9 protein-coding genes are annotated in these 12,954 nt (G+C 68.7%); 6 read left to right on the top strand and 3 right to left on the bottom strand.

All coding sequences use genetic code 11. The features are described 5' to 3' along the window. The first annotated feature begins 915 nt into the window (after nt 1-915). From ACIBSV_RS40665 to ACIBSV_RS40650, 4 genes are all read left to right on the top strand, one after another. On the top strand, nt 916-1,968 hold the full coding sequence (locus tag ACIBSV_RS40665; RefSeq protein ID WP_395872327.1) for a substrate-binding domain-containing protein: 1,053 nt from the start codon (nt 916-918) through the stop codon (nt 1,966-1,968). Nucleotides 1,969-2,096: 128 nt separating this feature from the next. Beyond that, a complete protein-coding gene (locus ACIBSV_RS40660) occupies nt 2,097-3,644 on the top strand; it encodes a sugar ABC transporter ATP-binding protein (RefSeq protein ID WP_395872325.1) in 1,548 nt (515 codons plus the stop codon). After that, complete coding sequence (locus ACIBSV_RS40655) at nt 3,641-4,684, top strand: ABC transporter permease (protein WP_395872323.1); 1,044 nt, start codon at nt 3,641-3,643, stop codon at nt 4,682-4,684. The genes ACIBSV_RS40660 and ACIBSV_RS40655 overlap by 4 nt, the downstream gene beginning before the upstream one ends. 571 nt (nt 4,685-5,255) lie before the next feature. Then, nucleotides 5,256-6,503 carry a PASTA domain-containing protein gene (locus ACIBSV_RS40650; RefSeq protein WP_395872321.1) on the top strand — a complete coding sequence of 416 codons (1,248 nt, stop codon included), beginning with the start codon at nt 5,256-5,258 and terminating at the stop codon, nt 6,501-6,503. A gap of 1,124 nt (nt 6,504-7,627) precedes the next feature. On the opposite strand, the gene ACIBSV_RS40645 is transcribed toward ACIBSV_RS40650, so the two are convergent. The 3 genes from ACIBSV_RS40645 to ACIBSV_RS40635 form a co-directional block, all read right to left on the bottom strand. Next, nucleotides 7,628-9,004 (bottom strand): ABC transporter substrate-binding protein, encoded by a 1,377-nt coding sequence (locus ACIBSV_RS40645; protein WP_395872319.1) that lies wholly within the window; start codon nt 9,002-9,004, stop codon nt 7,628-7,630. Nucleotides 9,005-9,136: 132 nt separating this feature from the next. After that, on the bottom strand, nt 9,137-10,084 hold the full coding sequence (locus ACIBSV_RS40640) for a carbohydrate ABC transporter permease (RefSeq protein ID WP_395872317.1): 948 nt from the start codon (nt 10,082-10,084) through the stop codon (nt 9,137-9,139). Beyond that, nucleotides 10,081-10,965, bottom strand: a complete 885-nt coding sequence (locus tag ACIBSV_RS40635; protein ID WP_395872315.1) for a carbohydrate ABC transporter permease — start codon at nt 10,963-10,965, stop codon at nt 10,081-10,083. Before ACIBSV_RS40635 ends, ACIBSV_RS40640 begins: the two co-directional genes overlap by 4 nt. Before the next feature lie 443 nt (nt 10,966-11,408). On the opposite strand from ACIBSV_RS40635, the gene ACIBSV_RS40630 reads away from it, so the two are divergent. Further along, nucleotides 11,409-12,398, top strand: a complete 990-nt coding sequence (locus tag ACIBSV_RS40630; protein ID WP_395872554.1) for a LacI family DNA-binding transcriptional regulator — start codon at nt 11,409-11,411, stop codon at nt 12,396-12,398. Between the two features lie 230 nt (nt 12,399-12,628). Beyond that, nucleotides 12,629-12,954: beta-galactosidase (locus ACIBSV_RS40625; protein ID WP_395872314.1), on the top strand; the 326-nt coding region annotated here is incomplete at its 3' end.

The following is a 12,954-nucleotide window of genomic DNA, read 5'->3' as shown; positions in this document are numbered from 1 at the left end:
ACGTGATCGGCCCGGGCCGCATCGCCGGGGCCGGAGCCCGTGGCCTCTGTTGAGGCCGTTGGCGCGCTCGTGATCCTTCGGCGGCGTGAAGGCGCTCCGGTCGAACGGTCCACGCCCCTTCGCGGGGGACAGCGCCGTTCCCGGCGCGATGGCAGGGGCGAGCCGCGCGCACGACTCGCGGGTGGAAGCTGGAGCGTCCCAGGGGGAGCGAAGCCCGCCCCCCGCCACCATGCCCTGGTCGGACGCCACCATGGTTTGATCGATATGACCGAATTGATACAAGATGGCGGGCATCGGAACCGAGTTCGTGGCTACCGTGACCCCGGGGCGTCCACCAGACGCCGGGTCAAGGCCCTGGTCATGGTTTCGCCTGGCATGTGACCTCATTGCCGGGCGCGACCGCCCTCGCCCGGCGACCCCGCGCAGGTGCGCGGCTGCCGATCGGGCGTGCCTCGTGAACCCCCGCCCCGATGGAGCCGCAGTCCACCCCGGTCGCTTCATCGCGTGCCCGGGCGATCGCTGATCCGCCGCCGACGCCTTCGTTCCGTCGAATCGTCAGGTGCGAGGCGTGCGACCCCCGCCGTAGGCCGCGGTCCGATCCTGCCCCGATCCGCGACCGTTCCGGGATCCAACTCGGTCTCCGACCTGCCGCTATCCCAAGCACCCTGCTTGGCGCAACGGCAATCCAACACATTCCAACGTGCCAACGTTCGTCTCATCCCTCGTTTCACTTCCGTCTCGGTCTCAGACCGGCATGTTTCGGGCTTGGTTCGACGAACGATGTTGCGTTACCGAAATGAGTCTTGTTGGTTAATGTTTGAACTGCTAGATATATGCCTCACGTCGCGAGTGGTTGCGTCGGAAGATGTTTGTTTGACAATCGCAAGCTCCCCGCTGTCCCCAAGGAGATCGATGATGATGCACCGCAGACGCAGTAGGCACGGCGCCGCGATGGTGGCCGCCCTCGCGCTCGCCGTGGGGCTCACCGCCTGCTCGTCGGGCAAGGAAGACAGCAAGGCGGGGACGACGTCGAACACGGCTCCCGTGTCGGGGAACGTCAAGATCGCGTACCTGCAGAAGCAGGGTGACCAGCAGTACTTCATCGACGAAGCGGACGGGGCCAAGGCCAAGGCCAAGGAACTGGGTGTCGATCTGAAGGTCGTCAACCTCGGCAACGACACCAACAAGGCGGTCAGCGAGGTCCAGGCGGCGCTGGCACAGAAGTACAACGGCGTGGTGATCGTCGTGCCGGACCCCGCAGTGGGACCGCAGGTCGTCGAGATAGCGAAGAACGGCGCGGCACTCTTGGCGTCGGATGACCAGATCTGTGTGAACGGCGCCGATCCGACCAAGTGTTCCGCTGATCAATTGGTGCCACGTGTCGGCTTCAGCGGGGCTCAGATGGGCACCCAGGTCGGTGACCGGGCCGCCGAGGAGTTCAAGAAGGCGGGTTGGGCTCCGCAGGACACCGCGATCATCGCCGCGTGGAAGCAGGACGTGACGGTCTGCTCGGATCGTGTCAACGCGGCACACGAGGCGTTCAAGCGGGCGACGGGCGCGGACGTCAAGCTGCTCAAGGTCGGCACCGACAACACCCCGCCCGACGCCCAGAACAAGACCGCGGCCACGATGAGCGGCAACCGCTCGATCAAGCACTGGATCGTGTGGGGTTGCAACGACGAGAACGTCAGCGGCGCGGTCACCGCACTGCAGAACGGCGGCTACGGGGCGGCCGACGTCGTGGGAGTGGGCCTGGGCGGCTACCTGGCCTGCAAGGACTGGGGCTCCGGCAAGCCGAGCGGGATGAAGGCCGCGCTGTTCATCAACGGCTACGAGGTCGGTGGTCTCGCCGTGCAGACGATGGTCGACCGCCTCAAGAACGGCAAGCCCTTCGCGCCCGAGGCGTTCGCGACCACCAAGATGGTCGACCCCTCGAACTGGCAACAGTCCGGCCTCAAGTGCAGTTGACCGAGCCCCCGCCCACGGCGGCAACGACCTGAAAGCCGTCGCCTTCGACGGCACCGACCGGTGCGAGTCGCGACGACCCGACGTCTACCCGCGTCGTCGCGACTCCCCGAAACGCCCCGAGGTCAGTCATGACGCAAAGCCCGCCCCTCGACTCGCCCGGATCCGCGCTCACGGTCGAGAACATCCACAAGGAGTTCTCCGGGGTCCACGCCCTGCGCGGCATCACCCTCGACTTCCCTCGCGGCACGGTCACCGCCCTGATGGGGGAGAACGGTGCCGGCAAGTCGACTCTGATCAGGATCATCAACGGCGACCACCGTCCCAGCGACGGACGCATCATGGTCGCGGGCACCCCCCGCGAGCTGCACAGCCCCGCGGACGCGCGCAGGCACGGAATCCGGGTGATCGCGCAGGAACCCGAGATCGTCCCGCACGTCAGCGTCGCCGAGAACGTCTACGTCGGCGCGTTGCCGCGCAAGAAGGGTCGAATACTCGACCGGGCCGCTCTGTATCGGCGCATGCGCTCCGACCTCGAGCGCCTCGGATTCGCGCACGCCATCGCCCCGCAGACGCTCGGCTCCCAGCTCTCGCCCGCACAACGCCAACTCGTGGAGATCCTGCGCGCGCTGACCACCGAGGCCACCGTCCTGGCCTTCGACGAACCCACATCCTCCCTGTCCGATCACGAGGTGGAGGCCCTCTTCGGCCTCATCCGACAGCTCCGTGACCGAGGGCTCGCCATCATCTACGTCTCCCACCGGATGCAGGAGATCTTCCGGCTCGCCGACCGCATCGCGGTACTGCGCGACGGGGCACTGGCCGGCATCCGCGACGCGGCGCAGACCGGCGAGGGCGAGGTCGTGCGACTCATGGTCGGGCGCGACCTGTCGGCAATGTTCGCTCGCAAGCGCAACCCCGTCGACAAAACCGTCCTCGACGTACGCAACCTGACCACCGACCACGTCGCCAAGGTGAACCTCGACGTGTGCGAGGGGGAAGTCGTCGCGCTGGCCGGCCTGGTCGGCGCGGGACGATCGGAACTGGCGGCGGCGCTGGTCGGGGACCTGCCGATCCGCTCCGGCGAGGTCCGCGTCGACGGCCGAAAACTTCGACTACGCATGCCCCGGGACGCGGTGCGGGCCGGCATCGGCTACGCCCCCGAGGAACGCAAGGCCCAGGCGCTGTTCATGACCGGCTCGGTCCGCTACAACATCAGCATCGCCGTCCTCGACCGACTGCGACGCCGGCGGTTCGTCAGCTCGCGACGTGAACGGGAACTCGCCGAGCAGTTCGTCGAGCAGCTCGGCGTACGGACGCCGTCCATCGACCACGAGGTCCGCAAGCTGTCCGGCGGCAATCAACAAAAGGTCGTCCTCGCCCGCTGGCTCGCCCGCCGTCCCAAGCTCCTGATCCTGGACGAGCCCACCCGCGGCATCGACGTCGGCGCGAAGGCGGAGATCTACCGCCTCATCGACGAACTGGCCAAATCCGGCGTCGCGATCCTCGTCATCTCCTCCGAACTCCCCGAGGTCCTCGGCCTCGCCGACCGGATCGTCGTCATGCAGAACGGGCGGGTGACCGGCGAACTCGACCGCGCCGCCGCAAGCGAGGAGAGCATCCTCGCCCTCGCCATGGCCTACGACCTTGCCAAATCGACTCCAGGGAACCCGTCATGACCGCCACGACCAGGCAGGCACCAGCACCGATGCCCACCCCCACCGCCGGCGGATCCGCCCGGGCACTCCCACGCCGCGTCACCACCGCGATCGGCGCGCAGAACACCAGCCTCATCGCCGCACTGATCGCCGTCGTCGGCATCTTCACCTGGCTCGACGACGGTTACCTGACCACCGCCAACATGACGGTGATCGGCGACACGGTGGCCGTGACCGGCCTGCTCGCGGTCGTACAGACCGTCGTCATCATCTGCGGAGCCCTCGACATCTCGGTCGGCTCGCAGGCCGGCATAGCCTCCGTGGTCAGCGCGATGGCGTTCACCTCGGCCGGCGGCAACGCGGCGGTCGGCATCCTCGCCGCGATCGGTGTCGGGATCGCGGCGGGTGTCGTCAACGGCATCGTCATCGTGTACGGGCGGGTCAACCCGGTCATCGCCACCCTGGCCACGCTCGCCGCGTACAAGGGCGTCGCCCAACTGCTGGCCGGCGGCCGGGCGCAGGGCTACGTCCTGGGCAACGACTTCTTCATCTTCCTCGCCCGCGGCAAGATCCTCGGCTTGTCCGTCCAGATCTGGGCCCTGCTCCTGGTCGCCGCCGCCGTGCACGTCCTGCTCAAGTACACCGACATCGGCCGCAACATCTATGCCATCGGCGGCAACGACACCGCCGCCCGCCTCGCCGGCATCAACATCAACAAGTATCTCGTGTCCGTCTACGCGCTCGCCGGCGTGGTGGCCGCGATCGCCGGCGTCATCCTTACCGCGCGCACCGGCTCCGGACAACCCACGTCCGGCAGCGAGGGCCTCGAACTCAAGGCCATCACCGCCGCCGCACTCGGCGGCTGCGCCCTCCAAGGCGGCAAGGGCGGCATCGGCGGCACGCTGCTGGCGGTCTTCCTGCTCGGCGCCCTGGACAACGGTCTCAACGTCGTCGGGGTCAACTCCTTCTGGCAAAACGTCGCCCAGGGAGCCCTCCTCGTCGTCGCCGTCGTCATCCAACAACGCCGCAGTGGCGAACGCGCCGTCGGCCTGCCGACATAGCGAGCGGCACAACGGATCGAGACCACGCCGGGCGCCGATTCGGCCACGGAGGCCGAGTGCCCGAGCAGGCCCCGCGGCTGCCGGTCGTCCCGGTGCGTGACTCGCAAGGACCTCGCCGAGACCGGCGGGAACGACACCGGTGCCGTCCCCGTCACCGGGCGGCGGTCGCACTGATGGCGATCGGTGGTGGAGCGCTGTACCCGAACCAGCGTCGCGGCCGTCCCCGGGCCTGAGCGGATCGGATCATCGGGTCGGACCGGCACGAATCGTCGTGCCGGTCCGACCCGATGACGCAGGACAAGAGCTCCGTGAACAGCGATTCCGGACGCCCCCGCGATGTGCGAGCGGCGGTGCGCACCCGTGCGCGGGAACGTTGGTATGAAGATCGAGAGGGACGACGAACGTGTTGTGGTGTGTGTTGTGCGGCTCGCCATACGCGGAGACCGACGTCTACTGCCCGGGCGGGCAGTGCGGAGCCGACCTGAGCGGTCAGCGATCGGGAAATCCGGTGTATGCCGTGCAGGCGTGGTGCGAACCGCGCGAGGTGACGGCCGGACCCGGTGAGACGGTCATGGTCAGGTTGAACCTGCGCAACGCCGGCAGCGCGCTCGACCGCTACGAACTGCGGGTCGCGCCGGATGCCGAGTCGCGGACGGCCGTGGACCGGCCCGGCCTTCCCGACGTCTTCTCGGGCGAACGGCGGGTGTGGGCGATCGTGTATACGGTCGGGCAGGACGATCTCGACGTCGCCACCCGGGTCCCGAGCGACGGCGGTGTCCCAGCGCCCGACTTCGGTGCGGGCGGTGCGTTCGAGGAATCGATCGAACGGGAGCCGGCGAACACCGACGTGGTGATCCGAGTGGTCTCCACCAGGGACCCGAGGGTGGAGGCGGTCGCGGTGTTCTCGATCCGCGCCGCGTCCGCGGATCGCCGGGGCCGGCGCGTGTCGGCGGCGGACCCCTACGAATCGGGCGACCCGTATGGGGGTTTGCACGGAGGTCGCGGCCGCGGGCTCCGTATGGCCGGAGTCGCCGCCGCGCTCGTGGTCACTGTCGTCCTGGTGAGGCTCGGCGCGTCGGGACCCGGCGACGCCGAGGGGCCGGCTGCGCAGCCGGTGACCGGATCGTCGGCGATGGCCTTGCCGACCGCCACGAGCAGCCCATCCGTCTCCGACACTCCCGCGCCGATCACGCCGAGCACATCGACCGACGTCACCGTCGCGGTACCCGACGTGGTCGGCAAGTCCCGGACCCAGGGCCTGGCAATCCTGCGCGAGAAGGGCTTTCGCTACACCGTTGTGGGCGTGGGTGACAAGATCGCCTCGACGGATCCGGCTCCCGGCAGGAAGGTGCACCCCGCGAAGACGACGATCACGGTCACGTTGTCCGGACCGACGGCGTCCGCGAGCACCCCCGCCGCGACGGTGAGCGTACCGGGCGTGGCGAACCTCCCGTACGAGCAAGCCGAGGCCCGGCTGATCGCCCTCGGCTTCATGGTCACCCGTGTGGAGGAGACCTCGACCTCGGCTGCGGGCACGGTGCTGCGGACCAGCCCCGCGGAGGGCGCGGCGGCTTCCCCGGGATCCACGGTGACCGTGACGGTGGCAAAGGAGGACGGCGCCATGACGGTGGTGCCCAACCTCTACAACCGGTACATGCCCGACGCGTTCGCCATAGTGCGCGCGGCCGGTCTCAAGTTCGACCTGCCGTACGGCGACCACCTTCGCATGTGCCGACTTCGGGGCTTCAGTCCCGGCGAGGGCGCGCCGATTCGCAAGGGCGGCACGATCAAGGTGCTGCACATGGTGGGCTGCGATTGATCCCCGCGCCCGGGCCGGCCGGACGCCCCCGCGCGGTGCCCCGACCCGGGTAGGTCGTCTCCCTCAACCCCCACGCATTCGATTCCCGACGTCGAACTGCCCGTCGCGCGGCGTGATTTGCCGGCCGACGACCGCGACCTCACGCGCCGAACCGGCGCGCCCCCGCGAGGTGTGACCGTTCCCGGGTTCCATGCCGGTCCGCCAACGCGGCGTCTGCTCGAGCCCGAGTGACCACAGCAAGCCGGCGCGTTCGTCTCCCCCTGCCTTGAAGGCACGCCTCTGGCCGTCACGTCGGCCTCGACCGCGGTGAAGTCGTCGCGGAGCGAACTCGGGGTCGCAATGTGCGTGCCCCGGTGGCCCACGCGTATCCGACGGAGTCCACACGGCGTAGCCGGTGTCGGACGGAATAGCGCAGTCGGGCGCATGCCGGTGAGTGCGGTGAGTCTGATGGTGGGGCGTCGGCAGGCGCGGAGGCGCGGCCCGGATGAGGGCCGCGCCTCCTGTCCCTCCCCCGTGGGGAGGAGATCGGATGGCTCTGCGGGGGTCCGACCGCATGATCAGGGACCCGGGACCCGACTCGATGCCGCTGCGCCGGTTCGGTTCCTGTCGTCGGACCGGTGCGGCGGGTGTGGGATCACGCAGGCGGAAGGGAACTGCATCCTGGGGTCAAGTCGTGTGCAGGGAGCGGTGGTTGGTGCTACCGGCTTGCCCTGCGCCTGGCCCGTGAGCGGCTGCGGACGGCGACGAGGAGGCCGGTCGCCAGTAGTGCCCCGGCACAGACGAGGATGACCGGTGTGTGGTCGGTCTCCCGTGTCCCGGCCAAGGTGCCGCCGTCGACTTCGGTGTCGGTGCCGACACCGACTTCGGTGTCGGTGTCGTTGTCGGCGGGGAGGTCTTCCGCGGCGGCGGCAGACGCCGGAGCCTGCGCTGCGGTTGCCGGGGCCGACGGCGGCGCCGATGCAGCCGCAGACGCCGCTGTGGACTCGGACGCCGACACGGATGCCGCGGGCCTGCCCGGCGCGGAGGATGTCGGGGGTTGATTTCCGGATGTGACGCGTACGCGTGCCGAAGCGGGTCGAACAAGCACCCGGGGAGTGCTGTTCGACCCGCGACGAGAGCAAGCGTCACTTGATCGTGAAGCCCTGGTCCTTGCCGAAGGAGACGATGCGCTCCTGCCAGGTCGAGAGCGCTCCGGGCAGGTCGCCGCCGGGCTTGGACGCCTGGCCGATGGTGTCCTTGAAGATGCTGTTCGCGTACACCTGGAACGGCAGGTACTGCCATCCCGGCCGGACGGCCTCGGACATCTGCGCGAGGACCTCGTTGGGCTTCGAGCCCGGGAAGTACGGGACTTCGGCGCCGCGGAAGGCCGGGTCCTCGAGCAGCGCCTTGGTCGCCGGGAAAAGGCCGACATCACTGTTGAGCGACTTGACCGCCTCCGGGTCGGAGTTCAGCCACTGGGCGAAGGCGAGGGAAGCCTCCTTGTTCTTGGCCTGCTTGGTCACCGCGACCGCGGACCCGCCGTTCTCGGAGCCGGCCGGCGCCCCGTCCTGACCCTGTGGCATCGGTGCGACCGCCCATTGGCCCTTGCTTTGTGGGATGTTCTTCTGGAGCACGGCCGGCGCCCACGCACCCGTCATCCACAGCGCGTACTTGCCGGCTGCCATGGACTTCCACCACTCGTCGTTCCAACTCGGTGTGGTGTCGACGGTCTTGTCCGCGAGCATTTGTCCCCAGGTCGCCGCCCACTTGTCCGCGCCCGGGTCGCCCTTGAGCTTGACCGCGACCGTGCTCTCGCCGGTGACCTGGTACGGCTTCCCGTCCTGCTGCCAGATCATGCTGTTGCCGATTCCCGCGTCGCCCGGGTCGACGTAGGTGACGAAGTTCTCCGGATTCGCGGCCTTGATCTTCCTGCCGAGTTCGGCGACCTCGGCCCACGTCTTGGGCGGTGTCGCGCCGAGCTTGTCGAGGATGTCCTTGCGGTAGAACATCGCCATCGGTCCGGTGTCCTGGGGGATGCCGTAGATCCCGCCGGCCACATTGACCTGCGACCACGCCGACTTGGCGAACTTGTCCTGGAGTGAGGCCGCCCCGTAGTCGGCGAGGTTGACCAGTTGCTTGGTGAGCGCGAACTGCGGCAGCGCGAAGTACTCGATCTGCGCCACGTCGGGGGCGCCGGTCCCGGCCTTCAGCGCGGCCTGCAACTTGGTGTACTCGTCGGCGGATTGGCCGACGTTGGTGACCTTGACCTTGACCTTCGGGTACTTCTGCTCGAACAGGGCCACCGTCTTCTCGATGTTCGGCACCCAGCTCCAGAACGTGATCTCGGCGGGCTTGTCGAGCGCTCCGGCAACCGCGGTGGGGTCGGACTTCTTGCCGCCGCCCTGGTCGTCGGACTTGCCGTCCGAGCCGCACGCGGTCAGCGCGAGAGCAAGGGTCGCGGCGGTCGCGGCGGTGATCCCGCGTGCCGTGCGTCGGCGGACGATCGGCAGTCTTGCGTTCATGTGTGCCACTCCAGAGGTATTTCGCGTGGTCGAGGACAAGCGAACGTGGGAACGGGTGGGTGACGAAGGGGTGGTGGAGCCGACGACAGTCCGGCGAGCGAGCGGCCGCGGATCGGGCGAACGAGAGATCCGCTACTGCTTGACGCCACCGGCCGACAGGCCGGACTGCCAGAACCGCTGGAGGAAGAGGAAGGCCACGACCAACGGCACGATCGCCAGCAGGCTGCCGGTGAGCAGCAGCGGATAGATGGGCGTGTCGCCCGCGACGCTGCCGCCGTTGGCGAGCCCGTTCCACCGGTTGAGGCCGACGGTCAGCGGGAACCAGTTGGGGTCGTTGAGCACGATCAGCGGCAGGAAGTAGTTGTTCCAGGTCGCCACGAGCGCGAACAGCAGCACCGTGACGAAGCCGGGCATGAGCAGTCGCAGGGAGATGGTGAAGAAGATCCGCAGTTCGCCGGCGCCGTCCATGCGGGCGGCCTCCAGCATCGCGTCCGGCACCGCGTCGGCCGCGTACACGCGCATCAGGTACAGGCCGAACGGGCTGGCCAGGGAGGGCAGGATGACCGCCCAGGGGGTGTTCACGATGCCCACGTCGCTGAACAGCAGATACGTGGGGACCGCGAGCGCGGTGCCCGGGATCGAGATCGCCCCGACCACGAGTGCGAACATCAGCCTGCGTCCGACGAAATCGAACTTGGCCAGCGCGTATCCGCCGAGGGTGGCGATCAGCGCGGCGCCGCCCGCGCCGACCACCGAGTAGAGCAGGTTGTTGGCGAACCAGCGCAGATAGATGCCGTCGTCGTAGGTGAAGACGTCGTGGATGTTGTCGAACAACGCGAAGTCGTCGGCGAACCAGAGCCCGCGCGAGGAGAACAGGCCCTCGTTGGACTTGGTCGCACCGAACATCAGCCAGAGCAGGGGCAACAGGGTATAGGCAAGCATCAGCGCCATCGCGACGGTCAGCGCGGCGCTCTTGCGATCGCGGCGCCCGCGCCGCGGTCGGCGGCTGCGCGGGCGCAGGAACCTGGTCGGTGCCTCGTCGGTTACGGCCGGTCGATCCGGCAGGGTGGAAGTGCTCACTGCATGCGCTCCCGTCGTGCGGTGGCGAGTTGGACCAGGTACGCGACGAACACGGTCACCACACCGAGGACCACCGCGATGGCGGCCGAGTAGTTGAACTGGCGGCCGCTGAACGCGAGGTTGTAGGCGTACAGGTTCGGGGTGTAGTTGGTCGGCACCGACGCCGGGGCGAGCGTCTGGAGGATGCTCGGCTCGTTGAACAATTGAAAGCTGCCGATCACGGAGAACGTGGTGGCCAGCAGCAACGCCGGCTTCAGCGCCGGGAGTTTGATGCTCCAGGCCTTGCGGAAGGAACCCGCGCCGTCCATGTCGGCGGCCTCGTAGAGCTCGTCGGGGATCGCCCGCAGAGCGGCGTAGAGGATCAGCATGTTGTAGCCGACGTAGGACCAGGTCACCACGTTGCCGATGGACGCGAGCATCCAGTCCGGACCGAGCAGATCGGGCAGTTTCGTGCCGAGCAGGTCACCAACCTCGGCGGCGAGGCCGAAGCGGTCGCCGTAGATGTAGCCCCACATCAGTGCCGCGACCACGCCGGGCACCGCGTAGGGGATGAATATGCCCACCCGGAAAAGGCCCGGCGCACGCAACCGGCCGCTGTCGATGGCCAATGCCATGAGCAGCGACAGGGTCAGCATCAGCGGTACCTGGATCGCGAAGAACAGCGCGACCCGGGCCAGCCCGGCGGTGAACAGGTGGTCGCTCAGCGCCTTCGAATAGTTGTCGAAGCCGACGAAGACCGTGCCCCCGATCATCCGATCCTCGTACAGACTCAGCCGGAACGCGTAGACGAGCGGTGCGGCAACGCCGATGACGAAGACGATCAGGAAGGGGGCGAAGAAGGCATGACCGGTGAGGTTGCGCCGTAGGGCGCCGCGCTTCACCGCGGACCTCTGCGGCAACGCGGGGCCGAGTCGAGTCTCACGGAAGGTCCTCCGGGACGCTGCGTCACGCCGGGCTCGATATCGAGGACGGATCGCAGGCGGTTCGGGTGGAAGGGGGCGGGATCGCGGAAACGAGGATCGCTCGTTGATGTTTGCGCCAACATTTCGGCTGCGATTCGAGAGTGTGTCCTCAGCATGTCGTGCTGTCAATAGTCGACCGTGGGGCAAGAAGTCGGAAATAGTCCGCCATCGGTACCTCGGAACCGACAATCTCAGGTCACGATCGCAACCCCGTTGACCTGACTTCGTGTTTGCGCAAACATGACTCGTGCGCTGCCAGAGCGCCACGCGGTGAGTGAAAGGACCGGGGTATGCCGAAGGAAGGTGGACCGGCGACGCCCGGGACGGGTGGATCCGCCACAGCGCGCAAGCGCGCCCCGTCCATGGCCGACGTCGCCGAGATGGCCGGGGTCTCCAGCCAGACCGTCTCGCGCGTCGCGAACAACCGCAGCAACGTCGACGAGGCGACGCGCGAACGCGTGCTCGCCGCGATGCGGATGCTCGGCTACCGACCCAACACGGCCGCCCGGGCACTGGCCACCGGCAAGTTCCGGATGCTCGGCGTGATCAGCTTCGGACTGAACGCGTACGGGAACGCCCGCACGCTCGAAGCCATCGTGTCGGCCGCGCAGGACGCGGACTACTCGGTGAACGTGGTCAGCGTGCGCGCGCAGACCGAGAGCGCGGTGCACGAGGCGTTCGACCGGTTGACCATGCAGGCCGTGGACGGCATCATCCTGATCGAGGCGCAGATCCTCGACACCTCCGCGCTCCGGCTACCCTCCGGCCTGCCGGTCGTCGTGGTAGACGGCGAGGAGACGCGGCGTCACCCCGGAGTCGACACCAATCAGGCCGAGGGCGCCCGGTTGGCCACCGAGCACCTGCTCGACCTGGGCCACCGCACGGTGTGGCACGTGTCCGGCCCCCAGGACTCGTACGCGGCCCGCCGCCGTGCCGAGTCGTGGCATCGCACCCTCAAGGACGCCGGCTCGCGCGTTCCCCCACTGCTGTACGGCGACTGGACGGCGGCAAGCGGCTACGCGGCCGGCCTCGAACTCGCCGCGAACCCCGATGTGACCGCGGTGTTCGCGGGCAACGACCAGATGGCGCTGGGCATCGTGCGAGCCCTGCACGAGGCCGGCCGTGCCGTACCCCATGACGTCAGCGTCGTCGGCTTCGACGACTTGGCCGAGTCGGCCTGGTTCCTGCCCTCGCTCACCACCGTCCACCAGGACTTCGAGGAAGTCGGCCGGCAGTGCGTCGCACTGTTGCTCGACCAATTCCGCGTCGGCCACGCGGACGTCCGCGGCGCGACCTCGGTCGCGTCGAACCTGATCGTCCGCGACAGCACCGCCGCACCGCTCGGCGCCTGACCACCACCGCCCAACGAAACCCCAACCCATACCGAACCGGAAGCACCCACACGGGCGCGTCGCGTGCCCGCGAATCCAATGTGGGTCGGCGGCGAATGCGCGGCGCTCGAAGTCCCCCGCGAACCGGCACATCCCGGGGGGCACGTGCCTCCGGATCCCGCCCCGTAACCTCGAAGGAGAAGTGGCGCACGGACCGGTGGCCCTAGGCCCTGCCGCGCCACAACGCACCGATGAACGACACCACACCCACTCCCGCCGGCCGCGTGGCCGCGCTGCGCGCGCGCCTGGGCGGCATCGGCTTCGGCGCCGACTACAACCCGGACCAGTGGCCCGAGGCCACCCGCGCCGAGGACCTCAAGCTGATGACCGAGGCCGGGGTCACCGTCGTGAACCTCGCGATCTTCGGCTGGGCCCGGGTCGAACCGGCGCGCGACGCCTACGACTTCGGCTACTTCGACCGGGTCATGGACGACCTCGCCGCGCACGGCATCACCGCCGATCTGGCCACGATGACCGCCGCACCGCCGCCGTGGCTGATCACCGAACACCCCGAGGT

The organism is Embleya sp. NPDC050154, from assembly GCF_044460165.1.
GTDB lineage: Bacteria > Actinomycetota > Actinomycetes > Streptomycetales > Streptomycetaceae > Embleya.
The sequence above is the reverse complement of the archived record's forward strand: the minus strand, read 5'-3'. Positions and strand labels throughout refer to the sequence as shown.